15 protein-coding genes are annotated in these 25,627 nt (G+C 66.5%); 4 read left to right on the forward strand and 11 right to left on the reverse strand.

The features are described from left to right. Positions 1 to 84 precede the first annotated feature (84 nt). From NR798_RS25360 to NR798_RS25395, 8 genes are all read right to left on the reverse strand, one after another. Positions 85 to 660 (reverse strand): hypothetical protein, encoded by a 576-nt coding sequence (locus NR798_RS25360; protein WP_375765066.1) that lies wholly within the window; start codon positions 658 to 660, stop codon positions 85 to 87. A 47-nt stretch (positions 661 to 707) separates the two neighbouring features. Further along, on the reverse strand, positions 708 to 2,201 hold the full coding sequence (gene tssC / locus NR798_RS25365; protein ID WP_375765067.1) for a type VI secretion system contractile sheath large subunit: 1,494 nt from the start codon (positions 2,199 to 2,201) through the stop codon (positions 708 to 710). Between the two features lie 42 nt (positions 2,202 to 2,243). Next, complete coding sequence (gene tssB, locus NR798_RS25370) at positions 2,244 to 2,819, reverse strand: type VI secretion system contractile sheath small subunit (protein ID WP_375765068.1); 576 nt, start codon at positions 2,817 to 2,819, stop codon at positions 2,244 to 2,246. Between the two features lie 140 nt (positions 2,820 to 2,959). After that, a complete protein-coding gene (locus NR798_RS25375; RefSeq protein ID WP_375765069.1) occupies positions 2,960 to 3,829 on the reverse strand; it encodes a hypothetical protein in 870 nt (289 codons plus the stop codon). 3 nt (positions 3,830 to 3,832) lie between these two features. Continuing rightward, entirely contained in the window at positions 3,833 to 4,861 is a 1,029-nt protein-coding gene (locus tag NR798_RS25380) for a type VI secretion system protein IglI family protein (protein ID WP_375765070.1), read from the reverse strand. Further along, positions 4,854 to 5,240, reverse strand: coding sequence for a DUF4280 domain-containing protein (locus tag NR798_RS25385; RefSeq protein WP_375765071.1), 387 nt, complete (start codon positions 5,238 to 5,240; stop codon positions 4,854 to 4,856). The genes NR798_RS25380 and NR798_RS25385 overlap by 8 nt, the downstream gene beginning before the upstream one ends. Positions 5,241 to 5,279: 39 nt before the next feature. Further along, positions 5,280 to 6,959: a long-chain fatty acid--CoA ligase gene (locus tag NR798_RS25390; protein WP_375765072.1), complete on the reverse strand. Its 1,680-nt coding sequence runs from the start codon at positions 6,957 to 6,959 to the stop codon at positions 5,280 to 5,282. Positions 6,960 to 6,963: 4 nt separating this feature from the next. Next, the gene (locus NR798_RS25395) at positions 6,964 to 12,984 is read right to left on the reverse strand and encodes a choice-of-anchor D domain-containing protein (RefSeq protein ID WP_375765073.1); all 6,021 of its coding nucleotides are present in this window, start codon (positions 12,982 to 12,984) and stop codon (positions 6,964 to 6,966) included. A gap of 72 nt (positions 12,985 to 13,056) precedes the next feature. On the opposite strand from NR798_RS25395, the gene NR798_RS25400 reads away from it, so the two are divergent. After that, positions 13,057 to 14,499: an OmpA family protein gene (locus tag NR798_RS25400; protein WP_375765074.1), complete on the forward strand. Its 1,443-nt coding sequence runs from the start codon at positions 13,057 to 13,059 to the stop codon at positions 14,497 to 14,499. A gap of 136 nt (positions 14,500 to 14,635) precedes the next feature. Further along, positions 14,636 to 16,678 (forward strand): Ig-like domain-containing protein, encoded by a 2,043-nt coding sequence (locus NR798_RS25405; RefSeq protein WP_375765075.1) that lies wholly within the window; start codon positions 14,636 to 14,638, stop codon positions 16,676 to 16,678. Between the two features lie 83 nt (positions 16,679 to 16,761). On the opposite strand, the gene NR798_RS25410 is transcribed toward NR798_RS25405, so the two are convergent. Next, positions 16,762 to 17,766, reverse strand: a complete 1,005-nt coding sequence (locus tag NR798_RS25410; protein WP_375765076.1) for a hypothetical protein — start codon at positions 17,764 to 17,766, stop codon at positions 16,762 to 16,764. Between the two features lie 277 nt (positions 17,767 to 18,043). Between NR798_RS25410 and NR798_RS25415 the strand changes: the two genes are divergently transcribed. Next, positions 18,044 to 19,738: an RCC1 domain-containing protein gene (locus NR798_RS25415; protein ID WP_375765077.1), complete on the forward strand. Its 1,695-nt coding sequence runs from the start codon at positions 18,044 to 18,046 to the stop codon at positions 19,736 to 19,738. 107 nt (positions 19,739 to 19,845) lie between these two features. On the opposite strand, the gene NR798_RS25420 is transcribed toward NR798_RS25415, so the two are convergent. Then, on the reverse strand, positions 19,846 to 21,240 hold the full coding sequence (locus tag NR798_RS25420) for an adenylate/guanylate cyclase domain-containing protein (RefSeq protein ID WP_375765078.1): 1,395 nt from the start codon (positions 21,238 to 21,240) through the stop codon (positions 19,846 to 19,848). Positions 21,241 to 21,307: 67 nt separating this feature from the next. Then, positions 21,308 to 23,926: a DNA mismatch repair protein MutS gene (mutS, locus tag NR798_RS25425; RefSeq protein WP_375773820.1), complete on the reverse strand. Its 2,619-nt coding sequence runs from the start codon at positions 23,924 to 23,926 to the stop codon at positions 21,308 to 21,310. Positions 23,927 to 24,232: 306 nt separating this feature from the next. Between mutS and nhaA the strand changes: the two genes are divergently transcribed. Continuing rightward, on the forward strand, positions 24,233 to 25,606 hold the full coding sequence (nhaA, locus tag NR798_RS25430; protein WP_375765079.1) for a Na+/H+ antiporter NhaA: 1,374 nt from the start codon (positions 24,233 to 24,235) through the stop codon (positions 25,604 to 25,606). The last annotated feature ends 21 nt before the right edge of the window (positions 25,607 to 25,627 follow it).

Here is a 25,627-nt window from a genome sequence, read left to right on the forward strand (position 1 = left end):
GACTCCAGCGCGCATTCCCCATCACCCTGGCAGGAGGAATGCGTCCTCCTGCCAGAGGTCCGGCGGGTGGCTGGCGCGCGGTGACTACGCCGAGGTGATGCCCCACTGCTTGGAGAGGTTCTTGCCCACGCCCGTGGCCATGTGCACCACCTGCTCCTGGGTCTGCGGCTTGATGCCGACCTGCAGGGTGAAGTTCTCGGGCGACTGCACCTCGCGCGACGGGTCATCCGCCACGGTCAGGTTCAGGTCGTTGCCGTTCTTCTCCAGGATGCCCTTGAGCTCCGCATCCGAGTGGTTGGACTTGAAGTACTTCTTCTCCTTCGGGTCGTACTCGAAGACCACGTAGTTGAAGGTGACTTCCATGTTGGTCCAGTCGGTCAGCAGCTTGGCCGCCAGGGACTGCTTGTTGGCCGTGGAGATCTGAGCGGACAGGTACATGGCGTCCGTGGTGCCCGTCTCCCAGAGGTAGTGGCTGAGCACGCCCACCACCTTGGTGCCGAGATCCGCACCCGGCTGCTCCGGATCCTTGATCGTCGTCTGGTCGGCGGCCAGCTCCACATCACCCACCATCAGCTTGGTGATGTAGCCCACCGGCGTCTGCTTGTCCTTCTTGAAGTTGAAACCCTGATAGATGTCCAGGGACTTGGCGTACTGAGGCATTTCGCCCTCCTTCGCTTGATTGAATGGGGACTACGACGGGGGCCTGGTCATCCCAGGCGGGACTCCAACATCAGCTCCACATTGAGGCCTTCGAACTGGATGTGCGGAAGCACGGCCACCTTGCAATCATACCAGCCAATCTCCCCGGGGCGCGCCTCAACCTGCACGGCGACGGACTTGAACGGGAAGCGCCGCAGCGTCAGGTCGTCCGGGTTGGTGATCGTGGTGACGTAACCCGACAGCCACGACTCGATCTGCCGCTGCACGTAGCCGGCATCGGCGGTGCTGCCGATGTTGTCGCGCTGGATGCTCTTGATGTAGTGCGCCAGGCGCGTGATGGAGAAGGTGTAGGCCAGGTTGGTGACGAGCTGCGAGTTCTCGGAGTCCTTGGGGTCCTTGAACTTCTTGGCCTGCTTGATGGACTGGGTGCTGAAGAAGGCCGCCTCACCCGTGGACTTGCGGTACACCAGCGGGATGAAGCCGTTGCGGGCGAACTCGTACTCGCGGTAGTCCGGGATGGCGATCTCCACCGGCGCCTGGATCATCTTCTGGCCGCGCATGGTGAAGGCGTCCACCGGCAGCCCGGTGACGAGACCGCCGCTCTTGGGGCCACGGATGGACTGGCACCAGCCGGACAGCTCGAAGGCCTTCACCAGGTTGCGGCCCATCAGGAGGGCCGTGTTGCCCCACAGGTACTTCTTGGAGTCACCCTGGGCGTCCTCCTTGAAGTTGAGCACCTCGCAGGGGTTGCTCTCCGGATCCCACGGCAGGCGCACCACGTAGCGCGGCAGCGTCAGGCCGATGTAGGCGGCCTCTTCCTTGTCGCGCAGCTCGTGCCACTTGCTGTAGCGCGGGTGGCTCAGCACGCCGTCCAGGTTCTTGAGCGACTCGAGCTGCTCGACGCTGTCGCAGTCGAAGAACTTGGGGCTGGCGGCGGCGATGAAGGGGCAGTGCGCCGCGTTGGCCACCGTGCCCATGCGCTCCAGCCAGGTGAGGTCCGCGCGCGAGGCGGTGAAGTCGTACAGGCCCAGCATGACGCCGTAGGGACGGCCGCCGAACTGGTCGTACTCCTTGATGTAGACCTTGTCGAAGAGGGCGCTGGAGAAGAGGCTGCTCGAGTTCTTCTCGAAGTCCTCGGCCAGCTCCTCCTTGGCCACATCCATGATGTCGATGGTGATGTCGGCCTGGAAGTTGGTGTTGTTGACGAGGTCCTCGAGACCGCGCCAGGAGGCCTCCACCTGCTGGAACTTCTCGTGGTGGAGGATCTCGTTGAGCTGCGCCTCGATGAGGCTATCGATGCGCGCGACGGCGTTGAGCACCTCGCCCTTGTCGAAGCGGATCTGCCCCGCCTCGTCCTTGACGGGCTCGACGTTGTAGAGCAGCGCGGCCAGCGACGACATGAAGCGCTCGTCGCCCGGGACCTGCACCTCGTTGGCGGTGGCGGGCACCAGGCCCGTGCCGATCATCGGCGAGGCGCTGGTGGGCATGTCGAGCCCGCGGACCTTGAACAGCTCATTCAGGTAATTTTTTTCGACGGCCATGGGGAAATGGTTCCTCGGCGTGGAGAATTGTGCGTGGAGGGATCAGGCCTTGGCGGCCGAGGTGCCGGCGGCGAGCGCGGGCTGAGCGGACTGAGGCTTGGCCGGCGTGGGCAGGCGCATGGACGCGTAGCTCTTGAGCTCGTCGCTCTCCAGGAGCTTCTGCAGCTGTTCCTTGTTGGAGAACAGCTCGTAGAGCGTGCGGCGCAGCTCCTTGCGGTTGTCGATGTCCGACTGCATCTCCATCAGGAGCTTGCGCAGCAGCATCAGCGCCTTGAGCTTGGGCACGTGGTGGACGATCTCGTCCGGGTGGAAGGACTTCATGCGGTCGATGGGCAGCTCGACCTGCATCTTCCCCTCGCCATCCGCGCTGACCTTGTCGTCCACCTCGAAGGAGATGGACATCCCCATGTCCTTCATCAGCTCGTTGATGTTGGAGCCGGTGACCGAGCGCATGGCGCGCTCGTCCAGCTCCTGCTGCCGGTCCTTGGAGCTCCCCTGCGAGAAATCACCAAGCACCACGACGCGGAAGGGCAGCTTCACGTCCTCCGGCTGGCCGTTGATCTTGGTGCGGTAGACGAGCGTAATACGAGACTTGGGCAGCTTGTCCTGGATGGGCACGGCTTCTCCTTACACCGAGCGGTCTGCATCCCTGGAAGCCCCCTGCGCCTCCCCCCACCACCGCAGGACACAGCCCGCTGTGTTCTAGATCGGCACTTTAAGGAGAAGCGATTGCAGGGGTCAAGGGAGGTTCCCCCGCCTCACGAGCTGCCAAGCGAGGAAGAACGTGTCGTGTCACCCGAAAACAGGAGCACCTGTCGGGTCTCCACCGGGGCTCCGTGCAGCGGATCGTAGCCCAGGTGGCTCTGGCGCTCGATGCGCAGGAAGCCCTCCTGATCGCGCAGCACGAGGATCACGGTGAGCATCAGCACCGTCTCGGAGAGCAGCGGCAGCAGATCCTTCTCGAGGCGGCGGCGAGCCTCGATGGCCCAGGGAACGCCGCTGCTGCAGATGGGCTCGTCGGCGAAGATCCTCACCTCCATGCCACCCGTGGGGATGGAAGCGAAGCCGCCCATGGCGCCGCCCTCGCCGAGCGCACTGGCCCCCAGCCGCATCTCGGGCGCGGCGACCCGCTGCTGGCGCACGTCGCGGCGCACCGACAGCTCCGTCTCGGGAAACACCTTGCGGAAGAGCCAATGCAGGGTGCTCTGGCAGGTGGGGCGCATCAGGCGCAACCGGTCCTTCGCCGCCTCCGGCCACCCGGGCAGCAGGGCGCCTTCACGCTCCGGGTACAACCCCGCGAAGCACTCGCGCAGCAGCTGGTGATCGAAGAAGCCGATGAAGCGCTCGAGCCGATCATGGTCGAGCTGATCCATCGTCTGCATCATGAAGGACGGCAGTGGGGACTGCGCGCTGAGCAGGCCCACGTTCACCGTGATGATGATGCGCTTGCTCGGCTGGTGGATGAACTGGATGTCGTGCACCAGGTGGGACTGGTGCACGGTGGTGCGGTGGCTGCGGTACTCGATCTCCGCGTCGCCGTAGCCGGACGCGTTCAACACGTCCAGCAGCGCCGGGACATCGAAGCCGCGGATGCGCTCGCGGATGCGCCGCTCGAGCGCGACGTCCATGGCCTACTCCCCTCCCCCATCCGTCCCCGTGCCCTGCGCGAGGAAGGTCTCCAGGTCCACCCGGTAGAGCTGATCCAGCGCGCGGAAGGACAGCGTCTCGGTGCTCTGCAGCAGCGGCTCCACCTGCTCCGCGTTCGTGCTCAGCCCGGCGAAGAAGCGGGAGAAGAGCGCGGGCAGGTACACGCGCGGATCGAAGTGCTCCACCACGTTCAGCACGTCGGCCGCGACCACGCTGGCGCGCTGGAAGTCCTGACGCGCGACGAGGGTGTCGAACGCGGCCAGCTTGAGCATCAGCTGGGCCAGCGCGGGCGAGACGGGCATGGTGGGGCCGGCCGACGCGGCGGCGGCGCGCACGGGCCTGGCTGGCCGTGACGGGGCCTGGGCCTCCTCCTCCATGGCCTCGGGCTCTTCAGCGGGCTCCTCGGGCTCGGGCTCTTCCAGCGGGGCTGGGGAAGGCAGCGACTGCAGGTGGCCCTCCAGCCACTGGGTGAGGCGGCGGAACGGGGCCTCACAGCCGTTGCGCGGCATCGCCCTGCCAAACGCGGAGAAGATCTCCTCGCTGAGCGTGAGCGCCTGCTCCAGGGGCTCGCGGTTGGTGGGAGCGCTCCAGCGCTGCCACGTCTCGTCCTTGAGGCGCTCGTGGTGCTCGAGGTGCTTGTTGAGCACCTTGAGCATCCAGCGCAGGCCCCCATCGGCGAAGACGTCCTTGCGCTCGCGGGGTCCGAAGTACTGCCAGTTGATCAGCAGCGTGCGGGAGAGCCCCTGGAAGACGGCGGGCATCGCCTCCAAGCCCCCCTCGACGAAGACGCCGAGGAGATAGGGGCCCACCAGCCGCACGTCGTAGAGGCCCTGGCGCAGCAGCGCCTCGGCGGCCCGCGCCGCATCGAGGTAGGCGCTCTTGGACACCAGGCCGTTGACCTTCTCCAGCCGGTCATCCGAGCTCTCGAGGTCTGGCGCCTCGGCATCCAGGAGTTTGTCCAGCAGGTTGGGCTGGAGGGGAGGAGGAGGAAGGGATTTCGCGGACTCAGCCATCTTGCACCGTGAACTGGCCAGGGGAGACGACCTGGATGACGCCGCCCCAGTTGCACATGAGTTTGCAGTTGCTGTCCACGGCCGGCATGTTGCCGATCAGCAGCTTGGGGCAACCCGGCGCCCAGGGAGCTGCCGTGGCGGGCACGCACGGCATGGGCGTGAGCACCCCCATGGCCGCCGCGGTCGCCGCCGCCACCATGGGGTTGGCCATGGACATGCACATGCCGAAGGGCATGATGTTCATCATGGGCTTGTTGTCCATGATGTTGGCCGCGGGTGTCGTGGCCAGGATCTTGTTGGTGGGGAGCACCACCAGCGACGAGGGAGCCGCTCCGAAACTGCACTGCAGCATGGCCCCCATGACAACCTGGACTCCCATGGTGCACTCCGTGGCGAGGGTTGGCGCGGCGCACCATCGTCACACACCCGGCCCTCCTTTTTCCAGCAGGTGGCCTCGCAGCACGGTCAGAGACTGGAAGAGCGGATCCGAGCTCTTCCGGTGCAGCGCCCCCGTCAGGTACTGCGTGTGGCACCAGGCCTCGTCCACCTGCCCGTCCACCTTGCGAGGATAGAGGGGGACGAGCTCGGTCCGATCAGGCAGGTGCTCCGCCCCGAGCTGGAGCTCGAGGCAGCGGCGGATCTCCTGCAACCACACGTTCGTCTGCTGGGCCTGGGCTCCCGTGAAGACGAGCAGCACGTAGCGGTAATGGCCGGCCACACCGCCCGTGGGAGCAGGCACCACGGCGGCGCCCCGCACGAACGCCAGCTCCTGCACGGCCTCGGCGACCTCGACGGCCGGGTAGACACGCCCTTCCCTCCTCGCCGTGCGCGGTCCTCCGTAGTGGTACAGGCCATAGGAGCGCGTGAGGACCAGGTAGGCGGGCGGCCGCTCCTTGTCGGGCAGCAGGGTGAAGACGCCCAGATCTCCCGGCGCCTCCTGGCCGCTCATGTTGACGTCGTGCAGCGCCCAGCGGCGTCCCGGAGCGGGAGGGGCCTCCGTGTGCACATCCCGCACCCGCCGCGGGGAGACGAGCACCGCGCCCCCAGCGGAGGGATCCACGAGCACGTTGGAGGATGGAACCGTGGACAGCCCGCACTGCTTCACCCAGGCGCGCCAGGACTGCCAGTCGATGGGCTCCTCGGGGTTGCGGAACCAGTGGGCCACGTTCTTGAGCTGCGTGCGGGTGCGCAACAGCAGGTCCCGCAGCGCGGGGGTGACGCCGAGCGCACGCACCGGGTGCTCGGTGAGCAGCGCGGGATTGGCCTCGATGTCCGGCAGCTCGAGGTGGAGGTACGTGGCCCCACGCAACAGCGTGGTGAAGAGAAAGGCCGGCAGGTGCTGCAGCGGGTGGTAGCCAGGCGCGGCCAGATGCTCCCCGGGACCGATACCGAAGGTGAGCAGCCCGTCCACCAGCGCCCCACGCCAGGCGTCCTCCGCGAGGAGCGGCGCCGGCATGCCGGGCGGCTCCACCAGGGGCGAGAAGAGCAGGCCCACCGGCTCGGCCGGCTTGTAGGTGTGCGAGGTGAAGGCAGGAGCGGCCTGCCCCTGGTTGTTGAGCAGCTTCTTCTCGAACCCCCCCAACAGGAGCACCTGGTGCGGCTCGGCGGCGATGTGATCCGGCGCCAGCTCGGCCAGGCGGCGTGAGATGAAGCGCCGCCCCTGAGGTGGCAGGAAGCTGATGCAGGCTCCCAGGCCCAGGGCGGCCGCGAGCGAGATGAGCAGCTCGCTCCCGACGGAATAGACCAGGCACACCTTGGCGCCGGCCTTGACGCCCTGCCGTGCCCAGTCGGTGGCCCGCCGCGAGGCCTGCTCGTGCAACTGGCGGTAGCTCAGCACCTGCCAGCCGCTCCTTCGATCGTAGCTGCGCAGGGCCACGCGGTCCGTGTTGCCGTGGCGGACGACGAGGTCGTGGAAGAAGTCGTAGTGCTGCCCCGCGCGGCTCTTGAGCGGGGCGCCGCGGCCCACATGGGCCACGGCCAGCGCGGCGGCGAAACCCTCCGGATCTTCCCAGCTCTGCTGCTGCCAGACCGGCACCCCCGTGTCAGCGGGGGTGCCGGTCTCGAGCTGTTCGAGGATCTTCCTGACGTCGAAGCTCATCCGGCTACTCGCGCTTCCGGCGCCGCGAGCCGAGGCCCACCAACGCCAGCAGCATCAGCATCCCCGCGCTTCCCGCCTCGGTGCTGCTGCAGGAGCAGCCACTGCCCGAGCCGGTCAGATTCTGGCCAAATCCCGTCACGGGTATCTGCAACTCGGGCTCGGTGGCGTCCTGCACCCAGACCTGTACCTCGTTTTCGGCCTCGCCCACCTTGTCGGGATCAAAGGCCACCGAGAAGGTCGCGCTTGCCTCTGGCGGAATGGCCTCTGACAAACCACTCGAGTTGAAGGCAAAAGCAGACGCCTCGATCGCTTTCAACTTCACCAACACACGCTGGGGTTGGGCTGACTTGTTGGTGACGGTGACGGTCTTGGTCTGAGCCTGCGCGGTCAACCCCACCCTGCCAAAATCCAGATGGGTCACATCGGCACTGAGGACACTTCTGGTCGCCCTGGCCTGCAGCTTGAATTCCACGGCCCGAGGCTTCAGCGGAATGGTCGTACCGAAATACACGGTAGCGTCGGAAAAGGACTCCGTCATGGGCTCGTACTTCACCTTCTTGACGACAGGCACTCCGGGCTGGAGCACCAGGCCCTCCAAAGAAGCCCAGTCAAAGAGGAAGGGTTCGCCCTTGGGGAATTGCACCTCCGGCTTTGCGAGGGTGATCGGATCACTGCTCAGATTCAGCAGGGTGATCGGCTCCTCCCGTGCACCGGTTCCAATACGAACTCCACCAAAATCCAGGGGCGAGGGATTGATGGAAAGTACCGTCGGGATTCCCTTCCCATGCAGAGCGACATCTATCGGCCGCCCCTGACTGAAGGAGAGCCGCAGCACACAATTCACATCGCTCTGGTCCAGCGGTCTGAAGGTCACATTCAGAGGCACCGGTTCACCGTTAACCAACTCGACCGACGTCGTTGGCAGTGGCTCCGGTTTGAACTGCGCACAACCCGTTCCCGCCACCACCGTCGCACCCGTGAGACTGATGATGTTCTCCGTATTATTGGAGATGTGCAGGGTGTGCGGGAGAGAAGTGCTCCCGATGAGCTGCTGTCCGAAATCCAACTCCGATTCCACGGTGATGGGCTGAGTGACCCCTCTCCCTTCAATGGGAATCAAGATACGCGGTACGCTTGAGAGGCTTGGCTCCACGAGCAACTGGGCCACGGCCGATGGCTGCGCCTCGGTCGGCCTGAATGTCACCAGCAACGTCTCGACTGCCTTTGGATCCAGGCGAATGGGCACGCTGGAATGCGTCAGCGTGAATGCACTGCCCGTCTGGGTCAGCGTTATACCATTGAGGTCGACCGGACCGTCACCATCGTTGGTGATCTTGATTTGCTGGGCTGTGGAGGTGTTATCCAAAAGGACACCTGAAATCACCAGCTTCGCAGGCTCCGCCTTCAGGATGGGCGAAGTCCCCTGACCCGTGACGTCGAACCTGACGGTCTTGGCGTTCGACGTAATGACGCCTCTGGCCTCCCGCAGGCCCACCGCTGTCGGGGAGAACTTCATATCGATAACAATGCTGGCCTCGGGCTCCAACAACACCGACCCCGACCCCGAGAAGATACTACCGCCGTCGGCAGTGCGGCCAGCGTTGAAATCCAGCGACATATCATCGGTTCCCGCGATCCCTCCATCCAGGACGGTTTTCTTTTCGAAGGAGATTTCATGGATGTCCAGAGTCCTCACGCCCCTGTTCCTGATTGACAATGTCTGCGGGGCGGACTGCCCCACATTGGCCTTGCCAAAGTTGATGCTCGAGCGGAGCAACTCCACCTCAGCGCCCTCGCCCGTGCCCAACACCGTCAGACTGCGCTGGGGATTGAGCCAGGAGTCGCTCTGGATGGTAACGAGTGCACTCTGATAGCCGTTCACGAGGGGCCTGAACGTCACGAAGAATTCGTGCACATCCCCCGGATACAGCGTCAACCCACTATTGAATCCCGTAATGATGAATGGGTTATCCTCTGATGGGTCCTTGATCCCCGCGCTGATGAGCGTCAACCGGAAATCGCCCGTATTCTTGACTCTCACCAGCGCCTTTGGGGAAGAGGAACCCACCGCCACCCCCCCGAAGTTGATATCGGTGGTGGGCTCCACCACAGTGATGGCTCCGTCGAGACCCGTTCCCTCCAATGACAGAGACGAGACCGAGTCAATGGCATTGCTGAGGACCGTCAGGCTGCCACGCACGACGCCCAGCGCCGTTGGCGTGAACCTCAAGTCGACTGCAAGTGTTCCTCCATCCCCAGGGACCACGATGGGGGAGCTTGGAGAAGGAAGGGGTGTGGGAGACGAGACGGCAAAATCCGAGTTCGTGAAGGAGAACCCTTGGATCTTGAGCGCGGCCTTGCCTCGGTTCGTGATGAACACCCGCTGGGTTGGGCTGGCCGCCCCCAGGCGCTGAGTGCCGAACGCAATGGAGCTCCTGGACAGCTCGAGATGCGCAGCGGCGCCGTTGCCAATCAGGGGGAGCTCCACCGGATTGTTGACGGCGTTCGAGTTGATGACGAGGGTCGCGGAGAAAGCGGCATTCTCCGGAGGTGTGAAGGCCACCGGAAACTCGATGTACCCGCCATCAGGCGCAATGTCGCTGCGCGTGCTGGGGCCGCGATATTCGAAAGGAATTGTGGAAACGACGGTACCACCATCTGACAGCCTTCTGACGACCTTGGCAGTTGTTACATCGAGCGTCGCTCCTCCAGTATTCGTGAGCCGCACCATCTCCTGCTTCGTGCTGTAGACCTCGACGTCTCCGAAGTCGAGCGCGGTCTGCCCAGGATACATGGGAAGAGAGAGCTGCACCCTCGCTTCGGTGCCCCTCCCCGAGACACTCAACGTGTGGGGGCTGTTATTGGCGGTGCTCTCCACCCGGATGACGGCACTCACATCCCCCGCTCTGGTGGGAATGAACTTCACCTTGAGGGGGATGCTGGGAAATCCAGGCTTGAGCTCTACCGGAGTACCGAGCCCCTCCACGGAGAACTGAGCGTCGGAGATGAACAACACCTTGGTGAGCGTGATGGCGACCGGACCTTCGTTCGTGAAGGTCACTTGCCGCTCGCCCACCGCCCCCACACGTACACTCTCGAAGTCGATGGTGGAGGGGGTCACCTTGAGCTCGGTCTGCCCATTGCCAGACAGGGAGATGGTGACCGGGTCATTCTCCGGGTCGTTGGTGCGGAGGGTGATGGACCCCGGGATCGAGTCCTGTGCGAGGGGTTGGAACGTCACCGAAAGTGTCTTCTCCCTGCTGCTCTCCGTCAGCTCGAACGGCGCCATCGAGTCGAGCTTGTAGGATGGACTGCTCACGCTGATGGAGGTGATGCGAAGGGTACCACTGCCAATGTTGCGCACGGTCACCGGCTTGGGCGTGCTGGGCGATCCCACCCCCTGGGTCCCAAAGCTGAGTGACGTGGTGCTCAGTTCGAGGGTGGGCTTGATGCCCTTGCCAGACAGGGACACGGTGACAGTAGAAAGGGGCGTGTAATCCGTGGCGAGGGTGAGCGTGCCCGAGGCCACGGTCTCGGATGTGGGACGGAACGTCACCGAGAGCGGCCTGCTCTCTCCCTTCTCCAGCGTGAAGGGATCGGACGGGGAAACCGTGAAGATCCCATCGCTACCGGTGGAGACGGCGGTGATGCGAATGGGGCCGGTTCCCGTGAGATTGCTCACCGTCACGGTCTTGGGCCCGCTGGTGGTGAGGACTCTCTGGTCATCAAAGGTGAGGGGGCTGGTCGGAGTCGTGGCGGGAGTCACCTCGAGATGGGGTCTCACACCCGAGCCCGACAGGGCGAAGGTGGCCGTGGTCCTGCGCGGTTCGTTGGTGGTGAAGGTGAGGACGCCCGGCTGGTCCGCTGCCTCGAGCGTGGGCTTGAACCTCACCTGGAGTGCAGTGTGCGTACCCCCGGGCGCCACGGTGAACCCCGCGTTCGACGACACCTCGAAGGGCCCGCTGCCAATGGCCACGGCGCTGACGTCCAACTGTTCGGTGCCGTCATTGCGCACCGACAGCGTCTTCCAGTCGCTGATGGTATCCACACGCTGCGGCAGGAAGGTGACCGGGCTTGGATCCAGCACGAGGGTGGGCTTCACGCCCGTGCCCTTCAGGACGAAGGTGGCCGTGCTCCTGCCTGGCTCGTTGGTAGTGAAGGTGAGAGCGCCCGGTTGGTCCACTCCCGCAGCCGTGGGCTTGAACCTCACCTTGAGCTCACTATAGGTGGCCCCGGACGCCACGAAGAATCCCGCATTCGAGGACACCTCGAAGGGTCCGCTGCCAATGGCCACGGCGCTGACGTCCAGCCGTTCGCTGCCATCATTGCGCACCGACAGCGTCGTCCACTCGCTGATGCTATCCACTCGCTGCGGCCCGAAGACGACCGGATCGGGATTGAGCGCAATGGTGGGCTTCACGCCCGTGCCCTTCAGGACGAAGATGGCCGTGGTCCTGCCTGGTTCGTTGGTGGTGAAGGTGAGGGAGCCCAGCTGATCCACACCCTCGGCCACGGGCTTGAACCTCACCTGGAGTGCAGTGTGAGTGGCTCCGGGCGCCACGGTGAACGCCGTCGTCGAGGACACCTCGAAGGGCGCCCCACTACCGATGGCCACGGCGCTCACGTCCAGCCGCTCGCTGCCATCATTGCGCACCACCAGCGGCATCCATCCGCTGATGGTACCCACACGCTGTGGCCCGAAGACGACCGGGTCTGGATTCAGCGCAATGGTGGGCTTCACGCCCGTGCCCTTCAGGGCAACGGTGATCTCCAGCCTGTCCGGGTCATTGGTAAAGATGGTCAGGGTGCCCGTCTGATCCACGCCCTCGGCCGTGGGCTTGAACGTCACGGAGAGTGGCGTGCCGGCGGTGTTCGCCACCACGGCGACCGGGAATCCCGTCTTCGGAGTCACGTCGAAAGGCTCGTCGGGGCCAATGGAAACCCCGGTGATGTTGAACGAGGACGTGGGGGTGGGCACGTTGCCCACGTTGCGCACCGTCACCGTTTGCGCCGTGCTGGTCTGGCCCACGCGCAGTGAGGCGAAGGTGAGCGATTCGTGGCTCACATCGGCAGCGGACGCCACTCCAAAGCCGGAGAGAGGGATGTCCAGCGTGGGATTGCCAGCGGGAAAGCCCGCTTCATTGCTGGTGAAGGAGAGGATGCCCGAGGCCTCGCCTCCTGGAGCCGTGGGCGTGAACGTCACCGAGAACGGCGCACTGGTTGCTCCCGTACCCAGGTCGAACGGTGTCGTCGAGGAGAGAGTAAATGTCCCGCCGGTGGCGTTGCGAATGGAGGGAGTGATCGCCCTGACAGACGCTTCGCCGGTGTTTTTCACCTTCACGGTCAGCGTACGGCTGATGGTGCCGTTCTTCTGCTTGCCAAAGCTCAGGCTGCCGTCGGTGAGGCCTAAGGCCTCAAGGGTCCGTGGCTGATAGGTGAAGTAGAGTTCCACATGCGAGAGGCAATATTTGACGCTATTACCTGAACCGGTGACCCCTACCCTCAGTATATTATCAGCATTGCGGAGGTAGCCGGTGATGGCAGCACTGCCGCTAGCGGCGCTTTTCTCCCAAGGCGTCTCGCAATCCTTGTTCGTCGTACTGCACGCCATCTCATCCGCAGAGGTGTAGTCGCTACCGATGGGCTGACCATTCAGCTGGATGTTGAGCGTTTCCCTGCGATCTGAGTCACCTGTATCTATGAGTCGGCCGTACACCTTCGCCTTGACCCCCGTCACCACGGCACCGGGGTATGGGTCCCGGAAGGTCTGCGTCAGGTACGAGATGTCGTTTTGGCCGCCGGTGTTCACCACACATTCGTAGTCCCAATCGGTGCGGCAGTTGAGGCAGGAGTTACCCGCCACCCGCTCCCCACTCCACTTCACGGTGAAGGGGATGGTGTCGACAACCGCAGTGGACGTCCGCCGCAGCGAGTCCGATGAAACCGTCCCCTGTGGTTCCGAAGGAGCACAGGAGGCGAGCGCCGCGAGGCACAGAGCGGCGGCCAAGAAATTGAGTCGGAGCACTTGTCTCCCCCCACATGAAGAGCGGTAAAGTTCGAGTTGAGCATGAGCTTACCTTCATTTGTCAGGGGATCAATGGCCGCGGCGCTGCTGGCGGGCTCGGTGGCGTCGGCGCAGTCCACCGAGCAGTTGCCGGGCTTCGACCTGGAGCGGCTGGAGACGAATGTGGGGCGCGGTACGTTGCTGGTTGGCAACGGAGAGTTGCTGGTGCCCGGGGGCCTGAGCGTGAGCCTCCTGGGGCACTACCAGCGCCTTCCCCTGGTGCTGAGCGACGGAGCGCAGGATCTGAGGGTGGTGCAGGACAGGGCCACCGGACTGCTCGCCGCCAGCTATGGCGTGTTTCCATGGCTCGAGCTGAGCGCCCAGGTTCCCTTCGTGCTCTGGCAGCAGGGGGATGATCCGAGCCAGGTGGGCCTGGCACCGCTGGCGGCCCAGGGGCTCGGAACTCCCATGCTCCAGGCACGATTGGGGCTGCTCTCGCGGCGTCACCAACAACCCGTGGACCTGTCGGCGGACCTGGGTGTGGGTCTGCCCGTTGGCACCGGGCTGGCACTGGCCGGCGATGCGGGGCCTCGCTTCCACGCTCGCATGGTGGTGGGCACGACCCTGGGCTGGCTGCAGCCCTCGCTCGAGGCGGGCGTGCTGTTCCGCCCGTCCGTCGCCCTGGCCAGCACCGAGCAGGCAGCCAGGCAGGGTGCCACCTCCGAGATCCGTCTGGGGGCCGCGCTGGCCACGACGGGCAAGGGGCTCCGGGGAGAGCTGGGCCTGCGGACCACGCTCGCACCCCAGGTGTCCATGGAGCTGCTCGGCGGTGTGCGCTTCCCACTGCTGGTCGGGTTGGATGCCTTCGTGCTGGGAGGCCCCGGCGTGGGCGGAGCCCTGGGAACGCCTCTCTTCCGCGTGCTCGCTGGCGTTGCCTTCCGCAGCGAGCCCCCTCCCAGGATCTCCTTCATCGACCCGAACGCGGATCGCGATTTCCAGCTCACCCTGGCCAAGCCCCAGCCCCCACCGGAGGACAACCCGGTACGTCCAGCCGGCACCCACGAGCTCTACGTCACCCGTGGCGATTCTCAGGACACCTCGGCCGACGGGACACCGCGGGAGCCTCCCCGCCCCTACCAGCCTGGCCCCCAGGAGCGGCTCGTGTTGCGAGGAGAGGTCCACTTCACTCAGGGCAACGCGGAGTTGTCGGGTGTGGTGCCCCTGCTGGATCAGGCCGTCCTACGGTTGTTGGAACAGACCCGCGGGACCACCATCGTCATCGAGGGGCATGCAGATACCGAGGGCACCGACACGTCCAACATGATCATGTCGCTGCGGCGCGCCCAGGCCGTGCGGCGCTACCTGCTCGACCAGGGTGTCCCTGCAACGCGGGTGCGGATCCGCGGCTTCGGCTCGAGCTGGCCCGTGAGCGCCCAACCCGCCACCGAGCAGGAGCGCCAGCTCAACCGCCGGGCCGAGGTGCTCGTCCTCACCGAGGAACCCAAGGCGCCGGTCACCCAGGCGCCCGCGCCGTAACCGCTCTCCCCTGCTCGCGCTCCTTTCGACGGAGCGCGCCCCAAGGGCTCCGCTGTCTCCAACGATTCCCCCCCAGGCAAACAATCCGTCCTATGATCGTGACCTCCTAACAAGAGGAAAAAGGAGTTCACGGATCATGAGCCTCAACAAGGCATCCCTCTGGTTCAGCACCCTGGTGGTGCTCGCCGGGTGCCCCGGACCCGAAAAGAAACCCCAGCTGGGCGCGGTGTCGGTGAGCTGCACCCCCACGTCCCTGGAGGTCGGGCAGACCTCGCAGTGCACAGCCAGCGCCACGGACGAGGGCGGCCAGCCCCTCACCATCTCCAGCTATGCCTGGACGTCCAGCAACGCATCCGTGGCAACGGTGGACTCGACGGGCAAGGTCACCCCCGTGGGTGGCGGAACGGCGACCGTCGGCGCAAGTGCCACCGTGGAGGGAGTCACCAAGGACGGGCAGGCCACCCTCACGATCATCCAGCCCACCCTTCACGAAACCGCCATCACCGCCAATGAGACCTGGCGCGCGGCCAACAACCCGCACGTGGTGCGCGGCGCCCTCCAGGTGACAGGGGCCACGCTGACCATCGAGGCCGGGGTAGAGCTCCGCTTCGATCAGGACTCCGAGCTGCGCGTCATCACCGGAGCGCTGCGGGCGCTGGGTACCCCGGAAGCACCGATCCGCATGGTGGCCAGACAGAGCGTGCCCACCAAGGGCTATTGGCGCGGAGTCGTGCTCGCCGCCGCGGGAAGCGATTCGGAGCTGAACCACGTCACGCTGAGCCACTGTGGGAATGCCTCGGGAACGGGCGCCTGCCTCGCCTTGGAGAACCAGGCGGCGCCGCTACTTCGCCACGTGACGGTGCGCGACAGCGGCACCGCGGGCATATTGGTGGCCGACGATGGCAGTGCGTTCGGCACGGAGTCGACCGCGCTCAACGTCTCCAATAGCGAGGGCTACGCCGTGCGTATCGGAGCCAATCAGGCCAGCACGCTCCCGGCGGAGAGCACCTTCACCGGCAACAAGCTCCAGGCCATCGAGCTACGGGGCGATGTCCTGCGCACGCAGACCTGGCCGAACCGGGGCCTCCCCTATGTCGTGAACGGCCGGGTCAAAGTCGGTAGCTCCACCACCCCCACGCTCACCATTCCCGCCGGCACGGTGTTGCGATTCGGAGCCAACGCCGCGTTGACCGTTGGCAACGGTGGCAGCACCGGCACCCTGCCGGGGGAGTTGGTCGTGGATGGAACCGCCACCGCCCCCGTCCTGCTCACCGCCGATGCGGCCACCCCCGCTCCCGGCCACTGGGCGGGCGTCATCGTGTATTCCAGGAGTTCCAGCAACACCCGCCTCTCACACGCCATCATCGAGTACGGAGGTGGCGGTGACGACGAGCGCGCGAACCTCGATGTAACCGATAAAGGCGCGCGCCCCGTCATCAACGATGTCATCGTCCGGAAGAGCCTCACTTACGGAGCCAAATTGGCATGGGGCGCGGAGTTCGGCCCGGGCTCGGCCCGGTTGAGCGCACACGATAATGGCAGCTACGCCATCTCGGTGTGGGCCAACCAGGCTGGCACCCTTCCCACCGGTGGCACCTTCCATGGGAATGGACACGATGCGGTGAATATCCCTACTGGCAACGTGGTTACCACCCAGAGGTGGCCGAACCTCGGCATTCCCTACGTGATCAGCGACTTCATCAACGTGGGCTCCGCGAGCACCACCCCGACGCTAACCCTGAGCCCGGGGACGGAGTTGCGGTTCAAGCCGGAGGCTGGGATGAGCATCGGCGCTGATGGACAGCCCGGAATACTGAGGTTGGACGGATACGAGGACGTCGACAACCCCAGGCCCATTCGCTTCGTCCCGGACACGCCCACTCCCACCCGGGGATTCTGGCGCGGGCTGCACTTCTGGGACGCCACTGGAAGCCTGATCAACCTCGCCCTCGTCAGCCACGCTGGCGCGGGAGGCCCTGCGCCTAGCATCGGCACGGGCAACCTGAACGTGTACAAGGATTCTGGTGACAACATCATCAACAGCACGTTCAGCGACTCGGCCGGTTGCGGCATCACCGTGAGCGATGGCACCCGTCCCGGCACCACCAACGTCCCGTGGGACTTCGTCACCTCCAACTACTTCAGCAACAACGCCGGCGCGAACCAGTGCACGAACTGATGGGGCAGCGCTGAAGGAGGCCCGGGTCCGTCTCCGCCCCTGCCGCCCATCCGGGCGGCGGGGGTCGAGGGAAAGAGGCTCGCTCAACTCGGAGGCGCAATGACGCCAATCCGGACGAGGAAGCGGGCCTTTCGCTCCAGATCCTTCTGCAGATCGTGCAAGTGCCGGGCGCTGTCGCGCACAACGGGAACACTCGCACTGGCCGGCGGGCTCACCGGCGCGGGCTTGAGTGGCGGAGGACTCAGGATCCGCCGCTGTTCCGGCACGGGCTGCGGTGCCTCCCGCTCGACCGGAGCGCTCCGGGCCTTGCCGACCAGCGCCTGCCGGACCGGGAGCGGCGGCACGCGCTCGTCAACCGCACGGCCGTAGAGCCACGCACCGCACCGCCAGAGCACATCGTAACGCTGATTCAACAGCGTCCAGAACCGATCGCGAAGCTCCACGGCCTTGACGAGGGACGGCGCGGCCCCGTTGCTCTCGACTCCTTGCTGCCCGAGCATCACGCGCAGCTTCCCGGCGAGCTGCTCCGCCTCGGCGAGGTCGGATGCCGACACCGGCGAGTGGCCGGCGATCCTCGCCTCGTTCCTTCGCAACAACGCGACGAGCGCCAGGCAGTCGTCCAGGGCATCGTGCTGCCCACGGAGCCAGACCTCATCGACATCGGCATCGGGAAGGAGGCGAGCCTCGGCGAGGGCGTCAGCGGCCTTGCGCAGCTTGCGGCGCAGGTGTTGCACTTTCTCGAAGAGCTTCCCGAACGAGGCGGCCTCGAGCTCACGGTCCACCTGCAGCGCGGCGAAGGCCAAGCCCTGGGCAAGCCGCGGGAGCATGGAGAGATCCACGACGTTGATGTTGGGCAGCCTGCCGATGACCACCGTCCCGCTGCCCAGCACGTTCTCCACGCCGCGCATCACGGTGTGATAGGCGAGCACGATGTCGGCGCAGCACTCCTCGATGAAGCCCGGCTCGACGGCCTTCGCCTCGACGAGGAACGCGTCGTAGGCGGCCTGCGAGCTGATGCTTTCGAGCTCGGTGGCGTCCGCCGAGCCTTTCTCCAATGTCTCCGGCTTGCCGCCGTCATCCTCTGCCATGCGGGCAGATTATCGAGCGCTCTCCAGTGCTGCAACGCGCCGCCTCCCCAGCGGGGGCGCGGGAAGCCCGGGACGCATCGGGCACCGGTGATCGCACCTCGAGCGAGCAGCCAGGCACGTGAGCCGAGGCCGTGGGGGTGCGACGCGCAGTCACGGTGAATGACGCCGGGCCCATGTGAACGTGCTCACCCGTCTCATGTGAGGTGCTTCACAGCACCTGCCTCAAGCCACTGGTAGTCAGACCCGCGAAAGTTGTTCACGAGGGGGGAAACGAAACATGTGGAAGCAATTTACCGGGGCTGTCCTGGCGGTGGGGCTGTGGGCTTGTGGGCCCGGGGAGACGATCGAGGGACAAGCGGAGCAACCAGGAGCTACCACGGCGGCGCTGACGGCAACGGCCAGCTACGATTCGACCTTGAAGGTGCCCCGGTGCTCCGGAGTGGCTTCGGGCTGTGACTCGGGCAGCCTCGTCAACGGCCGTGGGCCGACGATGGGACCCGAGCTCAACGCGCCCAACACCCTAGGCGCAACCTGTCCCGACGGTACCGCTGGCGCCTACCACAACGACGAGTCGGTGGAGCGGGTGAAGGTCTACACCACAGATGGCACCGACTTGGCGCCCGGTAAGCAGGTGACCCTTGAAGTCGATGTGTGGGCCTGGTCCAGCTACACGGCGGACGCGCTGGACCTGTATTACGCGGCGGACGCGAGCAACCCGGCCTGGACCTTCATCACCACCCTGGTGCCTGCCGGGGCTGGTGCGCAGACGCTTCGGGTGAACTACACGCTGCCGCCAAGCGGCGGCAGCACCCAGGCTGTACGCGCGGCCTTCCGTTATATGGGCTCCCCGGGCGCCTGCACGGGCGGTTCCTATGATGACCGGGATGACTTGGCCTTCGCGGTGGTAGGTGCATCCCTGCCGAAAGCCTCGAGCCTGGCGGCTGGGTATCACTACAGCCTGAAGATGGACCAGGAGGGGACTGTCAGGGCGTGGGGAATGAATCAGCAGGGACAGCTCGGGAACGGGACAACCACCCAGAGCACCACGCCTGTAGGGGTGGTAGGGCTCGACAACGTGGAGTCCGTCACCACGGGTGAGGCGCATTCCCTGGCGTTGAAGAAGGACGGCACCGTGTGGACCTGGGGCAACAACTCGCACGGCCAGCTCGGGGATGGCACCACCACAATAAGAACCACGCCCGTGCAGGTCGTGGGGCTCACGAACGTGGTGGCCATCGCCGCGAATAAGGAGCATTCGCTGGCCGTAAAGCAGGATGGAACCGTGTGGACCTGGGGCAACAACTCGCACGGCCAGCTCGGGATCGGTGTCACTCCTCCGCAGTACACACCGGTGCAGGTAGCGGGGCTCTCGGGCGTAATGAGCGTCGCAGCAGGTGGGAGGTTTTCGCTGGCGCTGAAGCAGGATGGAACCGTGTGGGCTTGGGGCGACAACATCTGCGGCCAACTCGGAGACGGTACCCTGACGTCACGCTACACGCCGGTGCGGGTCACGAGTCTCACGCAAGCCACAGCCCTCGTTGCCGACTCCTACCATTCCCTGGCGCTGAAGCAGGATGGAACCGTGTGGGGCTGGGGCTGCAACTACTCTGGCCAGCTTGGCGATGGCACCACCACCGACCGCGCCACGCCAGTGCGGGTCTCCGGCTTGTCTGGCGTCACGCGCATCGACACGGGCTCCTCTCATTCACTGGCGGTGAGGAATGATGGATCTGTGTGGGCCTGGGGAGACAACTATGCTGGCCAGCTCGGCGATGGCACTACCACCTTGCGCATCACACCGGTGCAGGTGCCGGGGTTCTCGGGCGCGGTAGCCGTCCAGGCTGGCGGCATGCACTCCCTGGCCCTCAAGCTGGACGGCACCGTGTGGGCCTCTGGCTACAACTACTACGGCCAGCTCGGCAATGGCTCCAACTTCGAACAACACTCCCCGGTGAAGGTGCTCCTCCCGTAGGCAATAGCCCGGCGTCCTCGTCCCGTGCTCCTCGTTCATCCTGCGGGGGGCCATCGACCCCTGCCACTCTATAGGGCGGCAGGGGTTTTTCATTTGCACGCCCCGGCTCACTGCGCGCCGAGCAGCAGCCAGGTCCGCATGGGACCCTTCCCCTTCACGTGGACGACGCCCTGGTCCTGGAAGCGGTAACGGTCTCGCAGCCGCTCGTAGACCGCCTCGGACAGGTGGATGCCATCCACCACCCCGTGCGACTCCATCCGGCTCGCCGTGTTCACCGTGTCGCCCCACAGATCGTAGGCGAACTTCTTGCCGCTGATCACCCCCGCCGTCACCGGGCCCGAGTGCAGCCCAATCCGCACGTGCAGCGGAATCTGCAACTGATCTCCCAGCTTCAACACCTCGGCCCGCATGGCCAGCGCCAGGTCCGCCATCGCCTCGGCATGGTCGCTCCTCGGCAACGACAGCCCGCCCACCGCCATGTACGCGTCCCCGATCGTCTTCACCTTCTCCACCCCGAGCTCGTCCGTGAGCTGGTCGAAGATGGAGAAGACCATGTTCAACACCTGCAGCACGTCCGGCGGCGAGTGCTGCGCGGCGAAGCGCGTGAAGTCCACCAGGTCCGCGAACAGCACCGTCACGTCCGGGAAGTTCTCCACGATGATCCGCTGGCCATTCTTGAGCCGGTCCGCCACCGGTTTCGGCAGGATGTTGAGCAGCAACTGATCCGCCCGCTCGCGCTCGCTCTGGATGGTGCGCAGGTGCGCCACCTCCTGCTCGTGCAGCCGACGCAGCTCGGTAATGTCGTGGTAGATGGCGATGAAGCCCACCCGCTCCCCCTCCACCATCACCGGGAGCGCCAGGAGCTCGACGTCGATCGGCGTCCCGTCCTTGCGCAGGCGCCGCGTGAGGATCTGCACCCGCCCATGCTCGAGCGCCTCGCGCGCAGTGGTCTCGGCCTCCTCCCGGATGGGCCCCTCCCCCGCCACCAGCCGCAGCAGATTCCGGCCCTTCACCTCTCGCGCCGTGTAGCCGAACAGCCGCTCGGCCGCCGGATTCCACGACACCACGTTGAACCGGAGGTTCACCGTCACCATGGCCACCGGGCTGTGGAGCACCAGCGACTCGTAATACTCCTTCTGCTGGCGCAACGAGGCCTCGACCTCCGCGTGGGCCGTCATGTCTCGTAGCACCAGCATCCGGCCTTCCGGCAGGGGCACGCAGCGCACGCGCAGCACGTGCGCATGGCGCGGGGAGCCCGCTGTCCCGTGCCACACCCACTCACCATCCCGCGGCGGGTCCTCCGGAGACAACGGCTCGGGCGGCGTCCACTGCGGCAGCAGCTCCGAGAGGGGCCTGCCCCGGAGCGCGTCGCCAGACTCCCCCAGCAGCCGCTGCGCGGCGGCGTTGGCCTCCACGAGCCGATACTGGAGGTCGAGCACCAGCACGCCGTCGGACGTGTGCTCGAAGAGGGCGGTATGGGCGCGGCGCACCAGGTCGGACATGGGTGGTTCCCCTCGCAGTGTAGGCCACCCTGCTGACGCGGGCACCACGTCCGAGCGCCCCCCTCCCCTACTTCAGCTCACGCTGCAGCTTCGCCAGCAGGTTGAGCGCCTCCATGGGCGTCGTCTCGTCCACCTTCACGCCCCGGAGCGCCTCCAGCACCTTCTGGTGCGAGGGCTCCAGCTTCGGCCCCGGCTCGGCGCCTCCACCGAACAGCCCCAGCTGCCCCGGCGACGGCGCCCGCGACGTCCTCCGCGCCAGCCTCGGCCGCCCGCTGTCGTCGAACTCACCGGACTCGAGGTTCTGGAGGATGTCCCTCGCCCGCATCACCACCTCGGGCGGCAGGCCCGCGAGCCTCGCCACCTCGATGCCGTAGGAGCGGTTGGCCCCACCCGGCACCAGCTTGCGCAGGAAGAGCACCTTGCCGCCCTGCTCCCGCACCGCGATGCACATGTTCTTCACCCGAGGCTTCTCCCGGGAGAGGTCCACCAACTCGTGGTAGTGCGTGGCGAAGAGCGTCCGCGCCCCCACCTTGTCGTGCAGGTGCTCGGCCACCGCCCAGGCGATGGACAGGCCGTCGTACGTGGACGTGCCACGGCCAATCTCGTCCAGCACCACCAGGCTGCGCCGCGTGGCGTGGTGCAGGATGTGGCTCGTCTCCGTCATCTCCACCATGAAGGTGGACTGCCCTCGCGCCAGGTTGTCCGCCGCTCCCACGCGCGTGAAGATCCGATCCGACAGGCCGATGTGCGCCGAGCCCGCCGGCACGAAACTGCCCGCCTGCGCCATCAGCACCGTCAGCGCCACCTGCCGCATCACCGTGCTCTTGCCCGCCATGTTCGGACCCGTGATGACGAGGATCTGCGCCTCCTCCGAGTCCATCTTCACGTCGTTGGGGACGAACGCCTCCCCCGCCCCCAGCATCCGCTCCACCACCGGGTGGCGCCCGGCCGTAATGGCCAGCACCTCGGACTCGTCCACCACCGGCCGCACGTAGCCGTACTCGGCCGCGCAGCGCGCGAAGGACAGCAGCGCATCCGCCGTGGCCACCGCCTCCGCCGCAGAGCGCAGCCGCGGCGCCTCCTTCACCACCTGCGCCCTCAGCTGCTCGAAGAGCTCCAGCTCCAGCGCGCTCCGGCGCTCCTCCGCCGTCAGCACCTTCTCCTCGTACTCCTTCAGCTCCGGGGTGATGAAGCGCTCGGCCCCCACCATCGTTTGCTTGCGGATGTAGTCCGAGGGCACCAGGTGCAGGTTCGCCTTCGTCACCTCCAGGTAGTACCCGAACACCTTGTTGTAGCGGATCTTCAGCGAGTTGATGCCCGTCCGCTCCCGCTCCCGCGTCTCGATCTTCAGCAGGAAGTCCTTGCCGGACGTGGACAGCTCCACCAGCTTGTCCAGCTCGGCGTGGAAGCCCGGCCGGATGAAGCCGCCCTCCTTGAGACTCGGGGGCGGCTCGTCCACCACCGCCCCCAGCAGCAGCTGCGTCAGCTCCGGCAGCGCGCCGAGCGGCCCCGCCAGCGACTTGAGCAGCACAGACTCGCAGCGCGCGAGCACCGCCCCCAGCCGCGGCAGCTGCGCCAGCGACAACCCCAGCGCCCTCAAGTCCCTTGCGTTGCCCGCCCCCAGCGACAGCCGGCCGCACAGCCGCTCGATGTCGCCCACCTCCTTCAGGAGGCTCGTCATCTCCTCGCGCCACACGCTGCGCTGGGACAGTTCCTCCACCGAGTCCAACCGGGCGTTGATCTCCGGCAGCGAGCACAGGGGCGCGGCCAGCCACCGGGCCAGCTTGCGCGCTCCCAGTCCCGTGGCCGTCCTGTCCAGCACCCCCAGCAGCGAGCCCTTGCGCCCCCCATCCCGCAGGGTGCGCAGCACCTCCAGGTTGGAGCGCGAGGCCTCGTCCATGAGCAGGTGCACGCCGCGCTGGTGGCGGCTGAGCCTGTCCACGTGGGCGGCGGCCGTCTTCTGCGTGTCCTTCAGGTAGCGCAGCGCCGCACCGGCGGCCCCGGTGGCCAACGGCGCGTCCTGCAGCCCGAAGGCCTCCAGCGACTGCACCGCGAAATGTCCGCGCAGGTAGACCGTGGCCCGCCCGGGCTCGAAGGCCGCCTTCTCCAGCTCCGCCACCGCCGGAGGCCGGGCCAGCCGCGACACGATGAAGGCCGTGTCCGGGGAGTCCTTCTCTCCCTCGGGCACCAGCAGCTCCCTCGGCTCCACCCGGGCCAGCGCCTCCACCAACTCCTGCGTGGTCTCCGCCTCCAGGCTGAAGAACTCGCCCGTGGAGGCCTCCAGCAGCGCCGCCCCGAAGCCCTGCGCCCCCGGGTACACCGCGGCCAGGAAGTTGCTCGCCCGCGGCTCGAGCGCCTCCTCGTCCAGCACCATGCCGGGGGTGATGACGCGCGTCACCTCGCGCCGGACGATCCCCGGCCCGCTGCCCGCCTCCTCCACCTGCTCGCAGATGGCCACCTTCAGCCCGTGCTCCACCAGCTTCGCGATGTAGCGGCGCGCCGAGTGGTACGGCACCCCGGCCATGGGCACCTTCTCCGCGTTCTTCGCCCGCGCGGTGAGCGTGATCTGCAAGAGCTCCGAGGCGCGCACCGCGTCCTCGAAGAACATCTCGTAGAAGTCCCCCAGCCGGAAGAAGAGGATGGCGTCCGGGTTGAGCGCCTTCACCTCGAGGTACTGCCGCATCATCGGGGTGAGCGCGCCAATCTCCCGCGTGCCCGCCGCCTCGGCCGGGGCCTCCACCTGCGCCTCGGCCTCGTCCCCGTGTCCCTTGCCTGCCTTCGCTTGCGTCGCGCCCATCGCCGCCCCTTGTGTCATGCGTCTGGTTCCGGATCAACAGAACACATGACTTCTGCCGTCCACCCGCTCGCTCCTACTCCGCCGATGGCTAGCACGCCCCCCTGACAGGCTGCCGCCACCGTCCGGCGAAATCGTGGGTTCCCTGGCCGAAAACGGTTGGCCCGGTCCCTCCCGGCAGGCAACCTTCCCCCCGCCATGGAGACCCAGCCCAGCACCGTCCAGCCCGTTCCCGTCCCCCGTCTCTTCAAGGCCGCCGTCGCCCCCGTCCAGGCGTTCTTCAGGCTGGAAGCCAGCGGTGGCATCCTCCTGGCGCTCTGCGCCGTGGTGGCCCTGATCTGGGCCAACTCCCCCTGGGCCAGCACCTACACGGGCCTCTTCGACGCCTCCCTCGCCCTCGGCTCGGGCAACACCCTCTTGCACTTCACCGTGCGTGAATTCATCAACGACGGGTTGATGACGATCTTCTTCTTCCTGGTGGGGATGGAGATCAAGCGGGAGCTGGCGGCCGGGGAGCTGCGCACCCTGTCCAAGGCCATGCTGCCGCTCATCGCGGCCGTGGGTGGCATGGTGGTGCCCGCCGGCATCTACGCGGCGATCAACGCGGGCACGCCGGCGCTCAAGGGGTGGGCCATCCCCATGGCCACGGACATCGCCTTCGCCATTGGCTGTCTCACCCTGCTCAAGGGCCGGGTCAGCCACGGGCTGGTGGTGTTCCTCACCGCGCTGGCCATCTTCGACGACATCGGCGGCATCCTCGTCATCGCCATGTTCTACGGCACCGGGCTGCACGTGGAGTGGCTGCTGGCGGCGCTCGGCGTCACCGCGCTGCTGGCCGCGTGCAACAAGTTCTACGTGCGCAACGGGCTGGTGTACGCGGTGCTGCTCGGCGCGCTCTGGTACACCATGCACCACGGCGGCGTGCACGCCACCATCGCGGGCGTGGTGGTGGGGATGATGATCCCCGCCCGGCCCGTGCGCCGCGGCCGCCAGGTGCTCGAGGAGCTGCACGGCTTCATCGGCCAACTGCTGCTCGAGCCCGAGGACGAGGCCGTGCGCACCAACCAGCTGCTGCACATCGAGGAGCAGCTCGAGGACATCGAGCCGCCGCTCACCCGCTTCGTGCACATCTGGCACGGCTGGTCCGCGTACGCCATCGTCCCGCTGTTCGCACTGGCCAACTCGGGCATCTCCCTGGAGGGGATGAGCCTGGCGGATCTGCTCAAGCCGCTGCCGCTGGGCGTGATGCTCGGCCTCTTCGTGGGCAAGCAGGTGGGCATCTTCCTCTTCACCTGGGTGGCGGTAAAGACGGGGCTCGCGGACATGCCGGGCCGGGCGCGGCTGCTGCAGTTGCACGGGGTGTCGGTGGTGGCCGGCATCGGCTTCACGGTGGCCCTGTTCGTGGCCGGGCTGGCCTTCGCCAACGAGCCGCAGCTGCTCACGGAGGCCAAGCTGGGCATCCTGCTCGGCTCCCTGCTGTCCGCGGTGGTGGGCTACCTGTTGTTGCGTTTCGGACCCACGCCCCGGCCCCTGGCGGAGCCCACCTCCGAGCCCGCCTCCGGGGCGGCCTGAGCACGGAGCCCGCAGGGCTTC

The organism is Archangium gephyra (genome assembly GCF_042230915.1).
GTDB lineage: Bacteria > Myxococcota > Myxococcia > Myxococcales > Myxococcaceae > Archangium > Archangium gephyra_B.